Origin of the sequence: Streptomyces sp. NPDC053431, from assembly GCF_044544925.1 — a bacterium.
Classification (GTDB): domain Bacteria; phylum Actinomycetota; class Actinomycetes; order Streptomycetales; family Streptomycetaceae; genus Streptomyces.
Genome location: NZ_JBITXX010000010.1, coordinates 4565 through 25777, shown reverse-complemented (window position 1 = coordinate 25777; position 21213 = coordinate 4565). Strand labels below are relative to the sequence as shown.

General features: G+C 72.7%; 14 protein-coding genes. 3 read left to right on the top strand and 11 right to left on the bottom strand.

Features of this window, described 5'->3' with window-relative positions:
* Positions 1-35: 35 nt before the first annotated feature.
* Positions 36-809, bottom strand: coding sequence for an AraC family transcriptional regulator (locus ACIGXE_RS22895; RefSeq protein ID WP_399750191.1), 774 nt, complete (start codon positions 807-809; stop codon positions 36-38).
* Positions 810-1242: 433 nt separating this feature from the next.
* Here ACIGXE_RS22895 and ACIGXE_RS22890 point away from each other — a divergent pair, with 433 nt between their 5' ends.
* The 3 genes from ACIGXE_RS22890 to ACIGXE_RS22880 all read left to right on the top strand — a co-directional run bounded on the left by ACIGXE_RS22890 (position 1243) and on the right by ACIGXE_RS22880 (position 7630).
* Positions 1243-5880, top strand: a complete 4638-nt coding sequence (locus tag ACIGXE_RS22890; RefSeq protein ID WP_399750189.1) for an ATP-dependent helicase — start codon at positions 1243-1245, stop codon at positions 5878-5880.
* A 148-nt stretch (positions 5881-6028) separates the two neighbouring features.
* Entirely contained in the window at positions 6029-6829 is an 801-nt protein-coding gene (locus ACIGXE_RS22885) for an Fpg/Nei family DNA glycosylase (protein WP_399750187.1), read from the top strand.
* A gap of 36 nt (positions 6830-6865) precedes the next feature.
* Positions 6866-7630, top strand: a complete 765-nt coding sequence (locus ACIGXE_RS22880; protein WP_399750185.1) for an SDR family NAD(P)-dependent oxidoreductase — start codon at positions 6866-6868, stop codon at positions 7628-7630.
* On the opposite strand, the gene ACIGXE_RS22875 is transcribed toward ACIGXE_RS22880, so the two are convergent.
* From ACIGXE_RS22875 to ACIGXE_RS22830, 10 genes are all read right to left on the bottom strand, one after another.
* On the bottom strand, positions 7578-7859 hold the full coding sequence (locus ACIGXE_RS22875; RefSeq protein WP_399750183.1) for a hypothetical protein: 282 nt from the start codon (positions 7857-7859) through the stop codon (positions 7578-7580). The genes ACIGXE_RS22880 and ACIGXE_RS22875 overlap by 53 nt on opposite strands.
* A 119-nt stretch (positions 7860-7978) precedes the next feature.
* Positions 7979-8449 (bottom strand): Dps family protein, encoded by a 471-nt coding sequence (locus tag ACIGXE_RS22870; protein WP_399750181.1) that lies wholly within the window; start codon positions 8447-8449, stop codon positions 7979-7981.
* A 239-nt stretch (positions 8450-8688) separates the two neighbouring features.
* A complete protein-coding gene (locus ACIGXE_RS22865; RefSeq protein ID WP_399750179.1) occupies positions 8689-9072 on the bottom strand; it encodes a helix-turn-helix domain-containing protein in 384 nt (127 codons plus the stop codon).
* A gap of 109 nt (positions 9073-9181) precedes the next feature.
* Positions 9182-9715 (bottom strand): CinA family protein, encoded by a 534-nt coding sequence (locus tag ACIGXE_RS22860; protein ID WP_399750177.1) that lies wholly within the window; start codon positions 9713-9715, stop codon positions 9182-9184.
* Positions 9712-10398 carry a CDP-diacylglycerol--glycerol-3-phosphate 3-phosphatidyltransferase gene (gene pgsA, locus ACIGXE_RS22855; RefSeq protein WP_399750176.1) on the bottom strand — a complete coding sequence of 229 codons (687 nt, stop codon included), beginning with the start codon at positions 10396-10398 and terminating at the stop codon, positions 9712-9714. The genes ACIGXE_RS22860 and pgsA overlap by 4 nt, the downstream gene beginning before the upstream one ends.
* The gene (rimO, locus tag ACIGXE_RS22850; RefSeq protein WP_399750174.1) at positions 10395-11903 is read right to left on the bottom strand and encodes a 30S ribosomal protein S12 methylthiotransferase RimO; all 1509 of its coding nucleotides are present in this window, start codon (positions 11901-11903) and stop codon (positions 10395-10397) included. The genes pgsA and rimO overlap by 4 nt, the downstream gene beginning before the upstream one ends.
* A gap of 82 nt (positions 11904-11985) precedes the next feature.
* A complete protein-coding gene (locus ACIGXE_RS22845) occupies positions 11986-12825 on the bottom strand; it encodes a helix-turn-helix domain-containing protein (RefSeq protein ID WP_399750172.1) in 840 nt (279 codons plus the stop codon).
* A 223-nt stretch (positions 12826-13048) separates the two neighbouring features.
* Complete coding sequence (locus ACIGXE_RS22840; protein WP_399750170.1) at positions 13049-15892, bottom strand: DNA translocase FtsK; 2844 nt, start codon at positions 15890-15892, stop codon at positions 13049-13051.
* Between the two features lie 116 nt (positions 15893-16008).
* Positions 16009-16683, bottom strand: coding sequence for a two-component system response regulator (locus ACIGXE_RS22835; protein WP_399750168.1), 675 nt, complete (start codon positions 16681-16683; stop codon positions 16009-16011).
* A gap of 319 nt (positions 16684-17002) precedes the next feature.
* Positions 17003-21213: HAMP domain-containing protein (locus ACIGXE_RS22830; RefSeq protein ID WP_399750166.1), on the bottom strand; the 4211-nt coding region annotated here is incomplete at its 5' end.

Genomic DNA, 21213 nt, shown 5'->3' with positions numbered 1-21213 from the left:
CGACGGGCGGGGCGGGCTACCGGGGGCGGGGCGGGCTACCGGGCGCCTCGCGCCCGCTGGTACGCGCCCGGGGGCACGCCCACGCTCCGGGTGAAGTGCCGGTTGAGGTGGGGCTGGTCCGTGAAGCCGACGGCGACGGCCGCCTCCGCCGGGGGCGTCCCCGCGTCGAGGAGGCGCCGGGCCCGGCGTACCCGGGCGTCGGTCAGCCAGGTGTGCGGCGGCATCCCGTACGCGGCCCGGAAGGCCCGCAGCAGCGCGAAGGGGCTGGTGTCGAGCTCCGCGGCGAGCTGTTCCAGGGTCGGCGGGTCGGCCATCCGCTCCAGCAGGACGGCACGCGCGCGTGCCGCGTCTCGCGCACCGGCGGCCAGCGGCGTCAACGGGGTGACCCGTCCGCCGTGGCTGCGCAGCATCCGGGCGGTGACGAGTCGCAGCAGACTGTCGGCGGCGAGCGCGTTGCCCTCCTCGGCGGCCCGGTGCACCCCGATGACGAGCTGGGCGGCGTACGGGTCGTCGACGACGGGGTCGGTGAAGCCCACGCCGCCGCGCAGGGCGATGGTGTCCTCGGCGATGGAGCGGATGAGCTCGGCGTCCGGGTAGATCGTGCGGTAGGTCCATCCCTCGGGGACCCCGGCGTGCCCGGTGTGCGGGGTGTCGGGGTTCACCAGCGCGATCTGCCCGGGGCCCGCGTACACGAGGTCGCTGCCGTAGTGGAAGGCCTCGACGCCCTCGGTGATGGCCGCGAAGACGAAGCTCTCGTGGGTGTGCCGGGAGAACGACTTCCGGACGTAGTGGGCGTGCAGCAGGTCCACCCCGGGCAGACCGACCGGCTGCCAGTACCGCGCCCGCTCCCCGCGTGTCGCCCCACCGCCCTGCGCCGGCGCCCCGCTGCGGTCGCCGGCGGCGACGGCATGTCCACGCGGCCGCGCGGCGGGACCGATGGGGGCCGCGCCGTGCGCGGGACCGGCGGGATCGGCAGAACGAGCGGGACCCCCAGGACCGGCGGCATCGGCAGGACGAGCGGGGCTCACGGGACCCACGGGGCCCACCGGGGCCGCCCGCTTCGCTCCGTCCGCAGAGGTCGCGGGCGCAGCGGGACCGGCGGGTCCGCCCTGGCGTGCCTCGCGTCCCTGCCCCCGCTCACCACTCGCCATTCCCCCATTCTGCGTCACCCTCGCGGGCCGCCACGAGCCGGTTTCCCCAGGTCCGGGGCGGTTGTCAGTGCTGGGGTGCACGATGGAGGGCATGGTCAGGTCCGCACTCGACTCGTTCTCGCCCGCGACCCGCAGCTGGTTCACGGGTGCCTTCACCGCGCCCACCGCGGCGCAGGAAGGCGCCTGGCAGGCCATCGGCGCGGGCTCGGACGTGCTCGTGGTCGCCCCGACCGGTTCCGGCAAGACGCTCGCCGCCTTCCTCGCCTCCCTCGACCGGCTCGCGGCCGTTCCCCCGCCCGCCGACGCCAAGAAGCGCTGCCGGGTGCTGTACGTGTCGCCGCTGAAGGCGCTGGCCGTCGACGTGGAGCGCAATCTGCGCTCCCCGCTGACCGGCATCCGCCAGGAGTCGGTCCGGCTCGGCCTGCCCGAGCCGGACGTGAAGGTGGGCATCCGGTCCGGCGACACCCCGGCCGCCGAGCGGCGGGCGCTCGCGACCCGGCCGCCGGACATCCTGATCACCACCCCCGAGTCGCTGTTCCTGATGCTGACCTCGGCCACGCGGGACGCGCTCGCGGGAGTGGAGACGGTCATCCTGGACGAGGTGCACGCGGTCGCCGGCACCAAGCGCGGCGCGCATCTGGCGCTCTCCCTGGAGCGGCTCGACGAGCTGCTGCCCCGCCCCGCCCGCCGGATCGGCCTGTCGGCGACGGTGCGGCCGGTGGAGGAGGTGGCACGCTATCTGTCGCCGCAGCGGAAGGTGGAGATCGTCCAGCCGCCGTCCGGCAAGGAGTTCGACCTCTCGGTGGTCGTGCCGGTGGAGGACATGGGCGAGCTCGGGGGCTCCCCCGCGTCCGAGGCGGCCGAGGGCGGCGAGCGGCCCTCCATCTGGCCGCACGTGGAGGAGCGGATCACGGACCTGGTGCAGGCGCACCGTTCGACGATCGTCTTCGCCAACTCCCGCCGTCTGGCCGAGCGCCTGTGCAACCGTCTGAACGAGATCGCGTACGAGCGGGCCACCGGCGAGGCCCTGCCGGACGGGGCGCCGCCCGCCGAGATCATGGCCCAGTCGGGCGCGGCGCAGGGCGCCCCGGCGCTGCTCGCCCGCGCGCACCACGGCTCGGTCTCCAAGGAGCAGCGCGCCCAGGTCGAGGAGGACCTGAAGGCGGGCCGGCTGCCCGCCGTGGTGGCCACGTCCAGCCTGGAGCTGGGCATCGACATGGGCGCGGTGGACCTGGTCGTCCAGGTCGAGTCGCCGCCCTCGGTCGCCTCCGGGCTCCAGCGCGTGGGTCGCGCGGGGCACCAGGTGGGGGCGGTCTCCACGGGCGTGGTCTTCCCCAAGTACCGCGGGGACCTGGTGCAGTCGGCGGTGGTGACCGAGCGGATGCGCACCGGCTCCATCGAGTCCCTGCGGGTCCCGGCGAATCCGCTGGACGTGCTCGCCCAGCAGCTGGTGGCGATGGTCGCGCTGGACAGCTGGCAGGTGGACGACCTGCTGGCGACGGTGCGCCGGGCGGCACCGTTCGCGGCGCTGCCCGAGTCGGCGTTCACGGCGGTTCTGGACATGCTGGCCGGGCGCTATCCCTCGGACGCGTTCGCCGAGCTGCGCCCGCGCGTGGTGTGGGACCGGGTCGGGGGCACGGTCACCGGCCGGCCGGGCGCCCAGCGGCTCGCGGTCACCTCGGGCGGCACGATCCCCGACCGCGGGCTCTTCGGGGTGTTCCTGGCGGGCGCCGACCCGAAGAAGGGCGGCGGGAGGGTCGGCGAGCTCGACGAGGAGATGGTGTACGAGTCGCGGGTCGGCGACGTCTTCACGCTGGGCACGACGTCCTGGCGGATCGAGGACATCACCCGCGACCGCGTCCTGGTCTCGCCCGCGCCGGGCGTGCCGGGGCGGCTGCCGTTCTGGAAGGGCGACCAGCTGGGCCGCCCGCTCGAACTGGGCCGCGCGGTGGGCGCGTTCCTGCGCGAGGTCGGCGCCCTGGCGCCCGACGACGCCCGGCTGCGGCTGCTCGCCGCCGGGCTCGACGCCTGGGCGGCGGAGAACGTGATCGCCTACCTCGCCGAGCAGCGCGAGTCCTGCGGCCATGTGCCGGACGACCGGACGATCCTGGTGGAGCGGTTCCGGGACGAGCTCGGCGACTGGCGGGTCGTCATCCACTCCCCGTTCGGCGCGCAGGTGCACGCTCCGTGGGCACTGGCGCTGAGCGCCCGGCTCGCCGAGCGGTACGGGATGGACGCCCAGGTCATGCACGCCGACGACGGCATCGTGCTGCGGCTGCCGGACGCCGACCTGATGGGGCTCGACCTGCTCGACGGCGAGCCGGTGGACCCGGGCCGGTTCGCCGACACCACCTTCGACAGCGAGCAGGCGCCCGTCGGCGCGGCCGACGTCGCCTTCGACAAGGGCGAGATCGAGCAGATCGTCACCGATCAGGTCGGCGGCTCCGCGCTGTTCGCCTCCCGGTTCCGGGAGTGCGCGGCGCGCGCCCTGCTGCTGCCCAAGCGCAATCCGGGCAAGCGCACCCCGCTGTGGCAGCAGCGGCAGCGGGCGGCGCAGCTGCTCCAGGTGGCGAGCGAGTTCGGCTCCTTCCCGATCGTCCTGGAGGCGGTCCGCGAGTGCCTCCAGGACGTCTTCGACGTCCCCGGGCTGCGGGAGCTGATGGGCGACATCGAGTCCCGTCGGGTGCGTCTGGTGGAGGTCACCACACCGGAGCCGTCCCCGTTCGCCCGCTCCCTGCTCTTCGGCTACGTGGCCCAGTTCCTGTACGAGGGGGACTCGCCCCTGGCGGAGCGCCGGGCGGCGGCGCTCTCGCTGGACTCCCGGCTGCTCGCCGAGCTGCTCGGCCAGGCGGAGCTGCGGGAGCTGCTCGACGCGGACGTGCTGGCCGAGCTGGAGCGGGAGCTCCAGTGGCTGACCGAGGACCGGCGGATCAAGGACGGGGAGGGCGTCGCCGACCTGCTGCGGGTGCTCGGGCCGCTGACCGACGCGGAGCTGGCCGCGCGGGGCGCCGAGGCCGACTGGGTCCAGGAGCTGTCCCGGGCCCGGCGGGCGATCCGGGTGCGGATCGCGGGGACGGACCACTGGGCGGCGATCGAGGACGCCGGCCGGCTGCGGGACGCGCTGGGCACGGCGCTGCCGGTGGGGGTGCCGGAGGCGTTCACGGAGCCGGTGAAGGACCCGCTGGGCGACCTCCTCGCCCGCTACGCCCGCACGCACGGCCCGTTCACCTCCTCGCAGGCCGCCGCCCGCTTCGGCCTGGGGTCGGCGGTCACGGACGGCGCCCTCCAGCGGCTGGCCGCCGCCGGCCGGGTCGTCCAGGGCGAGTTCCATCCCTCCGGGATCGGCCAGGAGTGGTGCGACGCCGCCGTCCTGCGCCGGCTGCGCCGCCGCTCCCTGGCGGCCCTGCGGCACGAGCTGGAGCCGGTGCCGCCGGCCGCGCTCGCCACCTTCCTGCCCCAGTGGCAGCACCTGGGGAGCAGCAGTCTGCGCGGGATCGACGGCCTGGCCCGCGCGATCGAACAGCTCCAGGGCGCGCCGGTGCCGGCCTCGGCCCTGGAGAAGCTGATCCTGCCGTCCCGGGTGCGGGACTACGCGCCGGCGCTCCTCGACGAGCTGACCACGACCGGCGAGGTGGTCTGGGCGGGCGCTGGCGCGCTGCCCGGCAAGGACGGCTGGGTCTCGCTCTATCTGGCCGACGCGGCGCCGCTGCTCCTGCCGCCGCCGCACCCGCTGGAGCTCACCGGCCTCCACGAGTCCGTCCTGACGGCGCTCTCCGGCGGCTACGGGCTGTTCTTCCGGCAGATCGCCGACCAGGTGCGGGCCACCACGCACCCGGAGGCGACGGATCCGCAGCTGGCCGACGCCCTGTGGGACCTGGCCTGGTCGGGCCGGCTCACGAACGACACCCTGGCCCCGCTGCGCTCCCTGCTCGGTTCGGGCCGCACGGCCGGCTCGACGGCGCACCGCGCCCGGCGCACGGTGCCCCGCGGCCGGTACGGGACGCTGAGCGCGGCCGCGCGCCCGACCTCGCGCACGGGTCCGCCCACGGTGAGCGGCCGCTGGTCGCTGCTGCCCCCGCAGGAGCCCGAGCCGACCCACCGGGCGCACGCCCTGGCCCGCACGCTCCTCGACCGCCACGGGGTGGTCACCCGGGGCGCGGTGGCCGCCGAGGGGGTGGAGGGCGGCTTCTCGGCGACGTACCGGATCCTGTCCGCCTTCGAGGACAGCGGCCAGGCCCGTCGCGGCTACGTGGTGGAGGGCCTGGGCGCCGCCCAGTTCGCCATGGACGGGGCCGTGGACCGGCTCCGCGCGGCGGCGAACGCCCGGGACCGCGGCGCCGAGGAGGGCGCGGGCCCGCGCGCGGTGGTCCTGGCGGCGGCCGACCCGGCGAACGCGTACGGGGCGGCCCTGTCCTGGCCCGAGCCTCCGACGGGTGCCGGTCACAAGCCGGGGCGCAAGGCGGGCGCGATGGTCGTCCTGGTGGACGGCGAGCTGACGCTCTACATGGAGCGCGGCGGCAAGACGCTGCTGTCCTGGCCCACGGAGCCGGACTCCCCGGCCCTGCGGGCCGCTGCCGAGGCCCTGGCGGCAGCGGCGTCGGCGGGTTCGCTCGGCACGGTCACCGTGGAGCGGATCAACGGCGCGACCGCTCTGACCTCCCCTCTCTCCCACTCCTTGGAGGCGGCCGGCTTCCACGCCACCCCCCGCGGTCTCCGCCTGCGCGCCTGACCGGCGCGGCGCGCCCCGCCCCCGAACCCGCCCAGCCGGCGCAGCCCGGCCGGTTACACGCGGGGGCCCCGCCAGGGCGCCGACCCCAGCCCGCCCCGCACCCCCGCCCCCGCCCCCACCCGCGCCCCACGCACGGCATCATGAACCCATGCCCGAAGGAGACACCGTCTGGTACGAGGCGCACCGGCTGGACTCGGCGCTCGCCGGGCGGGTGCTCACGCGGTCGGATCTGCGGGTGCCCCGTTTCGCGACCGCCGATCTGACCGGGCGGCGGGTGCTCGACGTCACCCCGCGAGGCAAGCATCTGCTCGCCCGGATCGAAGGCGGCCTCACGCTCCACTCCCACCTGCGGATGGACGGGGCCTGGCGGGTGTACGCCACCGGGGAGCGCCCGCGCGGCGGTCCCGCCCACCAGATCCGGGCGATCCTCGGGAACGCCGAGTTCACGGCGTACGGCTATCGCCTCCCGGTGCTGGAGTTGATCCGCACGGCCGAGGAGGAGCGGGTGGTCGGCCATCTCGGTCCGGATCTGCTCGGCCCGGACTGGGACCCGGCGGAGGCCGTGCGCCGCCTGGGGGCGGACCCGGCCCGGTCGCTCGGCGAGGCGCTGCTCGACCAGCGCAATCTCGCCGGGATCGGCAATGTCTACAAGTGCGAGCTGGCGTTCCTGGCCGCCGTCACGCCGTGGCTGCCGGTCGGGGAGCTCGCCCCGGGGGTCCCGGAGCGTCTGGTGGCCACCGCGCACCGACTGCTGGAGGCGAACAAGGACCGGCCCGGCATGCGCACGACGACCAGCCGCCGGCCCGGCGAGCGCCTCCACGTCTACGGCCGCGAGGGCCGCCCCTGCCCGCGCTGCGGCACACCGATCCGCAAGGCGGAGCTCGCCGACCGGGTGACGTACTGGTGCCCGGGCTGCCAGAAGGGCCCGCATCAGGAGCCGTCCCACTGATTGACGACCCGTCAGATCCGGTCGTACGGTCCCGGCATGGCCCTCACCGCGTACGACCTCACCGGCCGCACCGCCTTCGTCACCGGCGCCGCGAGCGGCATCGGCCGCGCGACCGCCGCGCTCCTCGCGGAGGCCGGGGCGACCGTCCACTGCGCGGACCGCGACGAGTCCGGCCTCAAGGAGACCGTGTCCCTGATCGCCGCCGGCGGCGGCATCGCGCACCCGCATGCCTTCGACGTCACCGACCGCGCCGCCCTCGCCGCGGCCGTGCGCGCCGCGGGGCCGCTCCACGTGATGGCGGCCGTCGCCGGGATCATGCACACGAGCTCGGTCCTGGAGACCCTCGACGAGGATCTCGACCGGGTGCTCGCGGTGAACTTCAAGGGGGTGCTGCACGCCTGTCAGGAGGCGGCCCGCTCGATGATCGACGCGGGGGTTCCGGGCTCCATCGTCACCATGGCCTCGGGCGCGATGGACACCGCGAGCCCCGGCCTGCTCTGCTACAGCGTGGCGAAGGCCGCCGTGGTGCAGCTGACCAAGACCCTGGCCGCCGAGGTCGGCCGGCACGGCATCCGGGTCAACGCGGTCGCGCCGGGCTGGATCCGCACGCCCATGACGGACCGCCACGAGCCGGCCGCCCAGGAGCAGGCCGAGGCCGCGATGGTCCGTGTGTCCCCACTGGGCCGGGTCGGCGAGCCGGCGGACATCGCCCACGCGGTGCTGCATCTCGCCTGCGACGCCTCGTCGTTCACGACGGGTCAGATCCTCCGCCCCAACGGCGGCGTGACGATGCCCTGGTGACCGCCGCGGCGACCCACCGGGGCGCGCCGCCGCGCCGTCCCGAAGAGGCGGCCACGTGCACCGGCAACAGGCTCAGCCCCCAGCCGCCCGCGGCCACCGCCCCCTCGACCGGTCCCGTCTCCCCCGGCGCCAGCAGCAGGCGCATCACCGCCCACCACCAGAGCCCGCCGACCACCAGTCCGACCGCGACCAGCATGAGCGTCACCAGCGGAACCCGTCGCCGTACCATGGCCGCCTCCTCCGGTCGACGCTAGTCCGGCAGGATCACCCGGCGGGAGGGCGCACAAGAGGCAGAGCGGGCGCACAGGACGCGTATCGCCCCCCGTATCGCCGTCGGCTCCGTCATCGTCAGGCGCTCTCCGCCTGGAACATCCAGGCGTGCTTCTCGAGGTCGGCCGTCAGCCCGATCAGGATGTCCTGGGTCACCGGGTCCGGGTCACCCGTCGCGTCGATCCGCTCGCGCATCCGCGTCACGACGGCGTCGAGCGCGTCCACCAGGATCCGTACGGCTTCCTCGTCCTTGATCCAGCCCTCGGGAACGGCACCGATCGCACTCCCGGACGCGACGGTCGCCGCACGGCCGTCCGGGTTCACCCCGATCGCGGAGGCGCGTTCGGCCACCGTGTCGGAGTGGGTGCGGGCCGTGGTGACGACCTCGTCGAGCTGGAGGTGCACCGACCGGAAACGGGGGCCGACCACGTTCCAGTGCACCTGCTTGGCCACCAGGGCGAGGTCGACGAGGTCGACCAGCGCGCCCTGCAGGGCGCCTCCGACCGTCTTGAGGTCGGTCTCGGACAGCGGGCTCTTCACCACGGACATGCGTGATCTCCAAACAGTCGTTCGTTCTCCCCACGATGCACGCATGACCTGAATCCGGCATCTCAAACGGAATCGCCCGAAGGCGGGACCAAAGGCCCGCCCGGAGTGGGCGGACCGGTGGCCGGGCCGGAGCGGGCAAGAGAAAAGGCTGGAGCGGGCAAGAGAAAAGCCCCGGCCGGGCACCCTTCCAGGGCACCGACCGGGGCTCCGCCCCACTTCGTTTCGTGCTGGGTCTCGCCTCAGGCGGCGACGACGTCCACTGCCTCCGCGGGCGCCTTGATGGTCACCCGCTCGGTGGGCACACCGCCCACGGACGTCACCGACACCGAATTGAGCATCGGTCGCACCGGTGCCGTCACCGGTTCGCTCGCCGCTGCCGACTCGGCCAGTTCGGCCAGCGACAGCTCGTCGCTCACTTCACGCATGAGCTCGGACATCCGTACGTCCAGCGCGTCGCAGATCGCGGAGAGCAGCTCGGAGGAAGCCTCCTTCTGCCCCCGCTCCACCTCGGAGAGATAGCCGAGTGAGACTCGGGCGGACGAGGAGACTTCGCGCAGAGTACGGCCCTGGCGCTGGCGCTGCCGACGCAGCACGTCACCCAGCAGGCGACGGAGCAGAATCATCGGTGGCTCCCTCCTCGGACCGCGTAGCCGCATCCTTCACGCCCCACCGTACCGCCTCGCGCCGCGGCCGTGCGGGGAGCGATGTCGTGTTCACTCATGGCTGCAAACATCAATCTCCCCCGTTCTGTTCCGTATCCTGTGCCCGCGCATTTTCCGAGTGTTCGTCGGCGAGCAGTTCCCGAAGCAATTCGAGCACGCTCCGTACACTCTCTCTACGGATTTCCGCTCGATCGCCGTTCAATCGCAACGAGGCCACCTTCCCGGCCCCGGCGCCCTCCCCCGCGGGCCCGGCGACGGCCACGAACACGGTCCCCACCGGTTGCCCGTCCTGCGGATCGGGGCCCGCGACCCCGGTCGTCGCGATGCCCCAGTCGGCCCCCAGCCGCCCCCGGACACCCGCCGCCATCTGCAGCGCCACCTCCGGGTGGACCGCTCCGCGCTCCGCCAGGAGGGTGCCGTCCACGCCGAGCAGTTGCTCCTTGAGCGGCGTCGCGTAGGCCGTGACGGAGCCGCGGAAGGTCCGGGAGGCTCCTGGCACCCCGGTCAGCTCCGCGGCCACCAGACCGCCCGTGAGGGACTCCGCCACCGCCAGCGTGTGACCACGCTCCGCGAGCAGCGCCAGCACCCGGGCGGCCTCGTTCATCGTCCGTCCGCCTCCGCGCGGTCCGTCCCGGCCGCGGCGGCGCGTTCCGCCGCGAGTCCCCTGCGCCTCAGCACGACCGCCTGTCGCACATAGTCCAGACCGGTGACGACGGTCAGCACGACGGCCACCGCCATCACCCAGAAGCGCAACGTGGCCAGTGGACCGGTGAGCATCAGCACGTACATGCCCACCGCCGTGCCCTGGGCGAGCGTCTTCATCTTGCCGCCGCGGCTGGCCGGGATGACCCCGTGCCGGATCACCCAGAAGCGCATCAGGGTGATCCCGAGCTCACGGGCGAGGATCACGCCCGTCACCCACCACGGCAGGTCGCCGAGCGCGGACAGGCTGATCAGACCGGCCGCCATGATCGCCTTGTCGGCGATCGGGTCGGCGATCTTCCCAAAGTCCGTGACCAGGTTGTACGTCCTCGCCAGGTGCCCGTCGAAGACGTCCGTGATCATGGCGACGGCGAACGCCGCCCACGCCCAGGCGCGCCAGGCGGGGTCGTGCCCGCCGTCCTGGAGCAGCAGCACCACGAAGCCGGGCACGAGCACGAGCCGGACCATGGTGAGGATGTTCGCGATGTTCCACAGGCTGGCCTGGTTGACGGCCGCAGCGCCCAGCTTGCCGCGAGGCGCCGGCCTACCGGTCCCGCCCGTCGCGGATGCCGGGACTCCGGTCATCTGCCCGCCTCCTCGAAAAGACACTCTGCGACCAGGTCGACGCCCTCGGTGTCGACGACCTTGGCGCTGACCATACGGCCCGGGGCCAGGTCGAGGCCCTCGGCCGAGTCCGCGGGGACGAGCACCTGACCGTCGGTCTCGGGCGCCTGGTGGGCGGCCCGGCCGATCCAGCCGTCCTCCTCCTCGTCGAAGGACTCGACCAGTACTTCCAGGGTCTCGCCGATCCGCTCCTCCGCGCGCTGGGCGGTGAGCTCCTCGGCGAGCCGGGACAGCCGCGCGAGCCGCTCGTCGACCACGTCCTGCGGCAGCTTGTGCTCGTAGCCGGCGGCCTCGGTGCCGTCCTCGTCGGAGTAGCCGAAGACGCCGATGGCGTCGAGGCGGGCGTGCGTGACGAAGCGTTCCAGCTCGGCGAAGTCCGCCTCGGTCTCGCCGGGGAAGCCGACGATGAAGTTGGACCGGGCACCGGCGGTCGGCGCCTTGGTGCGGATGGTCTCCAGGAGCTCCAGGAAGCGGTCGGTGTCGCCGAAGCGGCGCATGGCCCGCAGCACGTCCGGGGCGCTGTGCTGGAAGGACAGGTCGAAGTACGGGACGACCTTCTCGGTCGAGGTGAGCACGTCGATCAGACCGGGGCGCATCTCGGCGGGCTGCAGGTAGCTCACCCGGACCCGCTCGATGCCGTCGACGGCCGCGAGCTCGGGCAGCAGGCTCTCCAGAAGGCGGATGTCGCCGAGGTCCTTGCCGTACGAGGTGTTGTTCTCGGAGACCAGCATGACCTCCTTCACGCCCTGCTCGGCGAGCCAGCGGGTCTCGTTCAGCACGTCCGAGGGACGGCGCGAGACGAAGGAGCCGCGGAAGGACGGGATGGCGCAGAAGGAGCAGCGCCGGTCGCAGCCGGAGGCCAGCTTCACCGAGGCGACGGGGCTGGTGTCCAGGCGGCGGCGCAGGGGCGCGCGGGGGCCGGAGGCGGGGGCCAGCCCCTCGGGGAGGTCGGCCGGCACGTTCTCGGGGGCCTCTGCGGCCGCCACGGCGCCGTCCCCGTGCCCGGGCAGGGCCACGGACGCGGCGGCCTGCTGCCGCTCCACGGGGGACAGCGGGAGCAGCTTGCGCCGGTCGCGCGGGGCGTGGGCCTCGACGCTGCCGCCGCTCAGGATGGTCTGGAGGCGGCCGGAGATGTCGGCGTAGTCGTCGAAGCCGAGCACGCCGTCGGCCTCGGGCAGCGCGTCGGCGAGCTCCTTGCCGTAGCGCTCGGCCATGCAGCCGACGGCGACGACGGCCTGGGTGCGGCCGTGGTCCTTCAGATCATTGGCTTCGAGGAGGGCGTCGACGGAGTCCTTCTTGGCGGCTTCGACGAAGCCGCAGGTGTTGACGACGGCGACATCCGCGTCCTCGGCGTTCTCGACGAGCTCCCAGCCGTCCGCTGCCAAGCGGCCTGCGAGCTCCTCCGAGTCCACCTCGTTACGGGCGCAGCCGAGAGTGACAAGGGCGACGGTACGGCGTTCGGGCATGGACTCAAGACTACTTCGTCCCGGCCGTACCTCCGTCGCGCAGGGTTCACCTGCGCGACGGGCGTCACATGAGGGGGCGGGCTCAGCCGGCCTGCGGGTCGCCCTTGGTGTACGACAGGCGCTCGACCTGGCCGGACTCGAAGGTGTCCTCGATCTTCTTGCCGTTGACGTAGAGCTCGATCGGCCCGGCGTTGCCGAGGATGAGATCGATGCGCTCGTCGTCCTGGAAGGTCTTGGACTCGCCCTCGTTCAGGAGGCCGTCGAAGAGCAGCTTGCCGTCGTGCGCCTTGGCCGAGATCCAGCTCTTGTCGTCGGTCGCGGTCAGCTTGACCGTGACCTTGTCGGCCGGGACCGCGGCGATGGCGCTCTCGGAGGGCACGGGCTTGGGGTCGGCCGGCTTGGCCGGCTTGGGCTTGGCGGGGGCGGAGCTGGTCTTGGGCGCCGGGGCCGGGCCCTCGGCGACCGCGCCGTTGTCCCGCACGTCGCTGCCGTTGAACATCGTGAAGCCGACGAAGCCGACGACGGCCACGATGGCCGCGACCATGGCGGCGGTCCAGTTGGGCCGGCGGGGCTCGGGGCGGATGCGTTCCGCCTCGAACAGCGGGGCGGCGGGGGTGGGCGACGGGCGGCCGCCGTGCTCGGCGTCGTACTGCTCGATCAGGGAGGCCGGATCGAGCCCCACGGCGCGCGCGAGCGTGCGGATGTGCCCGCGGGCGTAGACGTCGCCGCCGCAGCGCGAGAAGTCGTCCTCCTCGATCGCGTGCACGATCGGGACGCGCACCCGGGTGGAGGCACTGACCTCTTCGACGGTGAGACCGGCGGCGACACGGGCCTGCTGGAGGGCACGACCGATCGAATCCCGGTCATCTGCCGGGAAGTTCCGGTCGTCCTCGGGGGATTCGGGGGAGTTGCCGATGGACACGAGAGCGCCTTTCGAGCGTGTAGCCACCTGCTGGATGTTCAGTCTATGGGTGGTACGAAAGGGTGGGGCAACCGGGCGGGCGTCGTTTGTACGCCATGAGGCTGGGACAGGGTCCTGTCCCTCCCTCCAACTTGACGTACGGCCAAGGGAAACGGTTGCCCTCGTTCCCTTACGAGTGAGTCTCGGCCCGGTCTCGTTACGGCAGCTCCCCCGTCGTCCCCCCTCAGACGCCCGGGTCACCGCCCCGGATGACGTCGAGCACGGCGTCCAGCTCGTCCGGCTTGACCAGCACGTCCCGGGCCTTCGAACCCTCGCTCGGCCCCACGATGTTGCGCGACTCCATCAGGTCCATGAGCCGGCCGGCCTTCGCGAAGCCCACACGCAGCTTGCGCTGGAGCATCGACGTGGAGCCGAACTGGGTCGAGACGACCAGCTCGGCCGCCTGGCACAGCAGGTCCAGGTCGTCGCCGATCTCCTCGTCGATCTCCTTCTTCTGCTTGGTGCCGACCGTGACGTCGTCCCGGAAGACGGGCGCCATCTGGTCCTTGCAGTGCTGGACGACGGTGGCGACCTCGTGCTCGGTGACGAAGGCGCCCTGCATGCGGATCGGCTTGTTCGCGCCCATCGGGAGGAACAGGCCGTCGCCCTTGCCGATCAGCTTCTCGGCGCCCGGCTGGTCGAGGATGACCCGGCTGTCGGCGAGCGAGGAGGTGGCGAAGGCGAGCCGGGAGGGCACGTTCGCCTTGATCAGGCCGGTGACGACGTCCACCGAGGGCCGCTGGGTGGCGAGCACCAGATGGATGCCGGCCGCGCGGGCCAACTGGGTGATGCGCACGATCGCGTCCTCGACGTCCCGGGGCGCGACCATCATCAGGTCGGCGAGCTCGTCGACGATCACGAGCAGGTACGGGTAGGTCTTGAGCTCGCGCTCGCTGCCCGGCGGCAGCTGCACCTTGCCGTCCCGGATGGCCTGGTTGAAGTCGTCGATGTGCCGGAAGCCGAACGCGGCCAGGTCGTCGTAGCGCAGGTCCATCTCGCGCACGACCCACTGCAGCGCCTCGGCGGCCCGCTTGGGGTTGGTGATGATCGGCGTGATCAGGTGCGGGATGCCCTCGTACGCGGTGAGCTCGACCCGCTTGGGGTCGACGAGGACCATCCGGACGTCCTCCGGGGTCGCTCTTATCATCACCGAGGTGATGAGGCAGTTGATGCAGGACGACTTGCCGGAGCCGGTCGCGCCCGCGACGAGGATGTGCGGCATCTTCGCCAGGTTGGCCATCACGTAGCCGCCCTCGACGTCCTTGCCGAGCGCGACCAGCATCGGGTGGTCGTCCTCCGCCGCCTCGGCCAGCCGCAGCACGTCGCCGAGGTTGACCATCTCGCGGTCGGTGTTCGGGATCTCGATGCCGACCGCGGACTTGCCGGGGATCGGCGAGATGATCCGCACGTCGGGGCTGGCCACGGCGTACGCGATGTTCTTGGTGAGCGCGGTGATCTTCTCGACCTTGACGGCCGGGCCGAGCTCGACCTCATAGCGGGTGACCGTCGGGCCGCGGGTGAAGCCGGTGACGGCGGCGTCGACCTTGAACTCGGCGAAGACGTTGGTGAGCGACTCGACGATGGCGTCGTTGGCGGCGCTGCGGGTCTTGCCGGGGCCGCCGCGCTCCAACAGGTCCATGGAGGGCAGCGCGTAGGTGATGTCGCCGGAGAGCTGGAGCTGCTCGGCCCGCGCCGGCAGGTCGGTCGGCTCGGGCGCCGGCTTCGTCAGGTCGGGTACGGAGCCGCCGGCCGTCCGGTCCCGGGCGGCGCCCCGCGCGGTGGGCACCGGGGCGGCCGGGCCGCGCGAGACGTCGGGGGCCTCCTGGTCCGCGTCGGCCGCGGTCCGCTCCGCGGCGGCCGCGGCCACGGCGGCGGCCCGCTCGGCGGTGACGTCCCGGGTGAGGTCGGCGACCAGCGGCGAGGGCGGCATGCCGTTCAGGACGGCGCCGTCCAGCGCGGCGGCGGCCGCCGCGGCCACGTCGACCGGGTCGAGCCCCGAGGTGTCGAAGGCGGAGGCGGGCGGGGTGCGGCGGCGGCCGCGCCGCTCCAGGGCGGCGGCCTCGGCCCGGTCCGGGTCGTGGTCCGCCCCGGCCCCGGGGCCGGGCGGGCGCCGGCGCACCGGGCGGGCGGCCCGGGGCGCGTCGTCACGCCAGTCGTCGCCGTACGGGTCGTGGGCCCCGCCCTCCTCGGGCTCGTAGTCCGGTTCGACCAGGCCGAGCCGAACGCCGAGGGCGCGCAGCCGCTGCGGGATGGCGTTGACGGGGGTGGCGGTGACGACGAGCAGGCCGAAGATCGTGAGCAGCACCAGCAGCGGTACGGCGAGCACCTCGCCCGTCATGAAGACCAGCGGCTTCGAGGCGGCCCAGCCGATGAGCCCGCCGGCGTCCTGCATGGCGTCGGTGCCGTCGCCCCGGCCGGGCGATCCGCAGGCGATGTGGACCTGCCCGAGCACGCCGATGACGAGCGCGGACAGACCGATGACGATCCGGCCGTTCGCCTCCGGCTTCTCCGGATAGAGGATCAGCCGCACGCCGATCGCGCCGACCAGCAGCGGTACGAGCAGGTCGAGGCGGCCGAAGGCGCCGGTCACCAGCATCTCGACCAGGTCGCCGACGGGACCGCGCAGGTTGGACCAGGTGCCGGCCGCGACGACCAGCGCGACGCCGAGCAGCAGCAGCGCGAGGCCGTCCTTGCGGTGCGCGGGGTCGAGGCCCTTGGCTCCCCGCCCTATGCCCCGGAACATCGCGCCGACGCCGTGCGCGAGCCCGAGCCAGAGCCCGCGCACGAGCCGGTACACGCCCCCGGTGGGGGACGGCGCCGGGCGGGGCGTGGGCCTCTTCGCCGCGGTCTTGCGCGCGGGCGCGCGCTTGGCCGGCGCGGCCTTCTTGGCCGGCGCCTTCTTCGCGGGAGGCTTGGCGGGGGACTTGGCGGGCGCCGCCTTCTTCGCGGTGCCGGTCGTACGGCCGGCGCGCGGCTTCGCGGTGCCCGCCGTGCCCTGGGAACCCTTGCCGGACGTACGTGAGGCCATGATGCTGAGGTTACCGGTGGGGCCGTCCGGGAAACACGCTCACCCGTTCGTGTCGTCCTTGCCATGGCAGGGAACTGACGCCCGTTCACGGCGGGCGCCGGGGCGATGACCGTACGTCAGCTCTGGGTGGGCAGGCTGGGAGCGCCGCCCGTGCCCGGCTCCAGGGCGTCCAGGGCCCGGCGCAGACCGGTGAGCTTGCGCTCCAGATGCGCGGCGGTGGCGACCGCCGCCGCGTCGGCGGAGTCGTCGTCCAGCTGCTTGGACAACGCCTCGGCCTGCTCCTCGACCGCGGCCAGCCGGGCGGAGAGCTCGGCGAGCAGGCCGGCGGACTCCTTGGCCTGGCCGTTCTGGTTGCCGCCCTCCAGCTGGAGCCGGAGCAGCGCCGCCTGCTCGCGGAGCTGGCAGTTCTTCATGTACAGCTCGACGAACACCGAGACCTTGGCGCGCAGCACCCACGGGTCGAAGGGCTTGGAGATGTAGTCGACCGCGCCCGCCGCGTATCCCCGGAAGGTGTGGTGGGGACCGTGGTTGATGGCGGTCAGGAAGATGATCGGGATGTCCCGGGTCCGCTCCCGCCGCTTGATGTGCGCGGCCGTCTCGAATCCGTCCATCCCGGGCATCTGCACGTCGAGCAGGATGACCGCGAAGTCGTCCGTCAGCAGCGCCTTGAGCGCTTCCTCCCCGGACGATGCCCGCACGAGCGTCTGATCGAGCGCGGAGAGAATGGCCTCCAGCGCCAGCAGATTCTCCGGCCGGTCATCGACCAGGAGGATCTTGGCCTTCTGCACCATGCCCCGTCCTCCTCGTCCCGGCACTGGTTCGCTCCGGCTCCGCGAGCCGGGGAAGGCACCGGGCGCCGCCCCAGAAGACGACTCCCATGCGCCGTCCGTCCTTGTGCCGGTCATCGTAGCCGCACCCCGCCCGTCGCCACACCCTGTCACCGCATTGTCACAGAGCACGCAGTTCCGTGCCCCTGTATCGAACGCGGTGGGAGACCAGAAGGTTCCCCGTCCGGCGGGCTCTCACACCCGTGTGGCGACGGCCGGTCAGCGTCGGGATCCCGGGGATTCCGGAGGCTCCGGGGGTGCTCCGGGGATCCCGACGTCCGGATCAGCGGCCCTCCCCCCGCATCCACTGCTCCATGACCGTCAGCAGGTGATCGGGGTCGACCGGCTTGGTCACGTAGTCCGACGCCCCGGACTCGATGGCCTTCTCCCGGTCGCCCTTCATCGCCTTGGCGGTCAGCGCCACGATCGGCAGCCCGGCGAACTGAGGCATGCGCCGGATCGCGGTCGTCGTCGCGTAGCCGTCCATCTCCGGCATCATGATGTCCATCAGCACCACCGCCACGTCGTCGTGCTGCTCCAGGACCTCGATGCCCTCCCGGCCGTTCTCCGCGTACAGCACCGCGAGCCCGTGCTGCTCCAGGACGCTGGTCAGCGCGAACACGTTGCGGATGTCGTCGTCGACGATCAGCACCTTCTCCCCCGCGAACGAGAAGGTCGGCCGCGGATCCGGCTCCGGCCGCTCCTCGCCGGCCGCCAGGTCGTCCCTGCCGGACCGTCCGGGCACCTGGGCCCGCTGCTCCGCGCTCTTGCGGCGATGCCGGAACAGCGCGCCGGCCCCCGACCGCGCCTCGGTGTGCACCGGTGCGGGTGCGAAGTGCACCAGGCCCCCGGAGACCTCCTCCTCGTAGCCGATCGGGTCCCCCGCGTCCTGCTGCTCCTGCCCCTGACCGGGGTGCACCGGCTCGATGGGGCTCAGCGGCAGGTACAGCGTGAACGTCGAACCGCGACCCGGCTCGCTCGCCGCGTAGATCTCGCCGCCGAGCAGCCGCGCGATCTCCCGGCTGATCGACAGGCCCAGGCCCGTACCGCCGTACTTGCGGCTCGTCGTGCCATCGGCCTGCTTGAACGCCTCGAAGATCACCCGCATCTTGCCCGCGGCGATGCCGATGCCGGTGTCCGTCACCGAGAAGGCGATCAGCTCGGCCTCCGGATCGCGCAGCGACCCGGCCTCCAGGAGCTGCTCCCGGATCGACTGCGGCACGTCCGCGCCGGCCGGCCGGATCACCAGCTCCACGGCGCCGGTGTCGGTGAACTTCACCGCGTTCGACAGCAGGTTGCGCAGCACCTGCAGGAGCCGCTGCTCGTCCGTGTGGAGCGTGGCGGGCAGCTCGGGCGAGACCCGCACCGAGAAGTCGAGCCCCTTCTCCGCGGTGAGCGGCCGGAACGTGGCCTCCACGTAGTCCACGAGCTGCACGAGCGCGATCCGCGTCGGCGAGACGTCCATCTTGCCCGCCTCGACCTTCGACAGGTCGAGGATGTCGTTGATCAGCTGCAGCAGGTCCGAACCCGCGCCGTGGATCGTCTCGGCGAACTCCACCTGCTTGGGCGTCAGGTTCGCGTCGGCGTTGTCGGCGAGCAACTTGGCCAGGATCAGCAGCGAGTTGAGCGGCGTGCGCAGCTCGTGCGACATGTTGGCCAGGAACTCGGACTTGTACCGCATGGAGACCGCGAGCTGTTCGGCGCGCTCCTCCAGGACCTGCCGGGCCTCCTCGATCTCGGTGTTCTTCACCTCGATGTCCCGGTTCTGCCGGGCCAGCAGCTCGGCCTTGTCCTCCAGCTCCGCGTTGGAGTTCTGCAGCTCCTTCTGCCGGTGCTCCAGCTCCGCCGAACGCTCCCGCAGCTGCTCGGTGAGCTCCTGCGACTGCTGGAGCAGCACCTCGGTACGGGTGTTGACGCTGATGGTGTTGACCGTGGTCGCGATCAGCTCGGCGATCTGGTTGAGGAAGTCCCGCTGGATCTGCGTGAACGGCTGGAACGACGCCAGCTCGATCACGCCGAGGACCCGGCCCTCGAACAGCACCGGCAGCACGATCACATGGGCCGGCGAGGCCTCGCCCAGCCCGGAGGAGATCTTCAGATAGCCCGGCGGCACGTTGACCTGGATGGTCCGCTTCTCCTCGGCGGCCGTGCCGATGAGCGTCTCGCCCGGCCGGAACGAGGTCGGCATGGAGCCGGCCGAGTAGCCGTAACTGCCGCGCATCCGCAGCTCGTACGAGCCCTCGCCCTCGCCCACCGGTTCGGCGTCGCTGTTGGCGGAGCCGGTCGGCATCGCCACGAAGAACGCGCCGTGCTGCGCGGAGACCACCGGCGTCAGCTCGCTCATGATGAGCGAGGCGACGTCGTCGAGGTCCCGGCGGCCCTGCATCAGACCGGAGATACGGGCCAGGTTGCCCTTCAGCCAGTCCTGCTCGTCGTTGGCGAGGGTCGTGTCGCGCAGGTTCGCGATCATGGTGTTGATGTTGTCCTGCAGGGCCTGGATCTCGCCGGCCGCGTCCACACCGTCGATCTTGACGTTGAGGTCGCCGCGGGTCACCGCGGTGGCGACCGCGGCGATGGCGCGCACCTGACGGGTCAGGTTCCCGGCCATCTCGTTCACCGACTCCGTCAGGTCCCACCAGGTGCCCTCGACGTCCCGCACCCGGGCCTGACCGCCCAGCTGCCCGTCGGTGCCCACCTCGCGGGCCACCCGGGTGACCTCCTCGGCGAAGTTCGACAGCTGGTCGACCATCGTGTTGATGGTGCTCTTCAGCTCCAGGATCTCGCCCCGCGCGTCGATGTCGATCTTCTTGGTGAGATCGCCCTTCGCGATGGCGGTGGTGACGGCCGCGATCTGCCGCACCTGACCCGTCAGGTTGTCGGCCATCGAGTTCACCGACTCCGTCAGGTCCTTCCAGGTGCCCGAGACACCGGGCACCCGGGCCTGGCCGCCGAGGATGCCCTCGGTGCCCACCTCCCGCGCCACCCGGGTCACCTCGTCGGCGAAGGAGGACAGGGTCGTCACCATCGTGTTGACGGTGTCGGCGAGCTCGGCGACCTCGCCCCGCGCCTCGACCGTGACCTTCTTCGTCAGGTCACCGTTGGCGACGGCCGCGGACACCCGCGAGATGTTCCGCACCTGGCTGGTCAGGTTGTTGGCCATCAGGTTGACGTTGTCGCTCAGGTCCTTCCAGATGCCGGTCACGCCGCGCACCCGGGCCTGGCCGCCCAGGATGCCCTCGGTGCCCACCTCGCGGGCCACCCGGGTCACCTCGTCGGCGAAGTTCGACAGCTGGTCCACCATCGTGTTGACGGTCGTCACCAGCTCCAGGATCTCGCCCTTGGCGTCGACGGTGATCTTCTTCGACAGGTCGCCGCGCGCGACCGCCGTGGTGACCTCGGCGATGTTCCGGACCTGGAAGGTCAGGTTGTTCGCCATGAAGTTCACCGACTGGGTCAGGTCCTTCCAGGTGCCGGAGACCCCCTGCACCTCGGCCTGACCGCCCAGGATGCCCTCCGTACCCACCTCACGGGCCACCCGCGTCACCTGCTCGGCGAAGCTGGACAGCTGGTCGACCATCGTGTTGAGGGTGTTCTTCAGCTCCAGGATCTCGCCGCGCGCGTCCACGTCGATCTTCTGCGACAGATCACCCCGGGCCACCGCGGTGGCGACCTGCGCGATGTTGCGCACCTGGGCCGTCAGGTTCCCGGCCATGCCGTTCACCGAATCCGTCAGGTCGCGCCACACACCGGCCACGCCCGGCACCTGCGCCTGCCCGCCGAGCCGCCCGTCGGTGCCCACCTCGCGGGCCACCCGGGTCACCTGGTCGGCGAACGCCGACAGCTGGTCGACCATCGTGTTGATGGTGTTCTTCAGCTCCAGGATCTCGCCGCGCGCGTCCACGTCGATCTTCTGCGACAGGTCGCCCCGGGCCACGGCCGTCGTCACCTGGGCGATCTGCCGCACCTGCGAGGTCAGGTTGCCGGCCATGAAGTTCACCGAGTCGGTGAGCTCCCGCCAGCGCCCGGACACCCCGTCCACCCGGGCCTGACCGCCCAGCCGGCCCTCGGTGCCCACGTCCCGGGCCATCCGCGTCACCTGGTCCGCGAACGACGACAGCTGCGACACCATCGTGTTGACGGTGTTCTTCAGCTCCAGCATCTCGCCGGCCACGTCCACCGTGACCTTCTGCGACAGATCACCGTTGGCCACCGCCGTCGTCACCTGCGCGATGTCCCGCACCTGACCCGTCAGGTTGCGGAACGCCGTGTTCACCGAGTCCGTGAGGTCCTTCCACGTACCGGCGGCGCCCGGCACCTCCGCCTGACCCCCGAGCAGACCCTCGACGCCGACCTCCCGCGCCACCCGGGTCACCTCGGAACCGAACGCCGACAGCTGGTCCACCATCGTGTTGACGGTGTTCTTCAGCTCCAGCATCTCGCCGGCCACGTCCACCGTGACCTTCTGCGACAGATCACCGTTGGCCACCGCCGTCG

Coding starts and splice junctions, on each gene's coding strand:
- ACIGXE_RS22885 (WP_399750187.1), top strand. CDS start 6,029: ATGCCCGAAGGAGACACCGTCTGGTACGAGGCGCACCGGCTGGACTCG.
- ACIGXE_RS22860 (WP_399750177.1), bottom strand. CDS start 9,715: ATGAACGAGGCCGCCCGGGTGCTGGCGCTGCTCGCGGAGCGTGGTCAC.
- ACIGXE_RS22880 (WP_399750185.1), top strand. CDS start 6,866: ATGGCCCTCACCGCGTACGACCTCACCGGCCGCACCGCCTTCGTCACC.
- ACIGXE_RS22870 (WP_399750181.1), bottom strand. CDS start 8,449: ATGTCCGTGGTGAAGAGCCCGCTGTCCGAGACCGACCTCAAGACGGTC.
- ACIGXE_RS22835 (WP_399750168.1), bottom strand. CDS start 16,683: ATGGTGCAGAAGGCCAAGATCCTCCTGGTCGATGACCGGCCGGAGAAT.
- ACIGXE_RS22875 (WP_399750183.1), bottom strand. CDS start 7,859: ATGGTACGGCGACGGGTTCCGCTGGTGACGCTCATGCTGGTCGCGGTC.
- ACIGXE_RS22890 (WP_399750189.1), top strand. CDS start 1,243: ATGGTCAGGTCCGCACTCGACTCGTTCTCGCCCGCGACCCGCAGCTGG.
- ACIGXE_RS22840 (WP_399750170.1), bottom strand. CDS start 15,892: ATGGCCTCACGTACGTCCGGCAAGGGTTCCCAGGGCACGGCGGGCACC.
- ACIGXE_RS22865 (WP_399750179.1), bottom strand. CDS start 9,072: ATGATTCTGCTCCGTCGCCTGCTGGGTGACGTGCTGCGTCGGCAGCGC.
- pgsA (WP_399750176.1), bottom strand. CDS start 10,398: ATGACCGGAGTCCCGGCATCCGCGACGGGCGGGACCGGTAGGCCGGCG.
- rimO (WP_399750174.1), bottom strand. CDS start 11,903: ATGCCCGAACGCCGTACCGTCGCCCTTGTCACTCTCGGCTGCGCCCGT.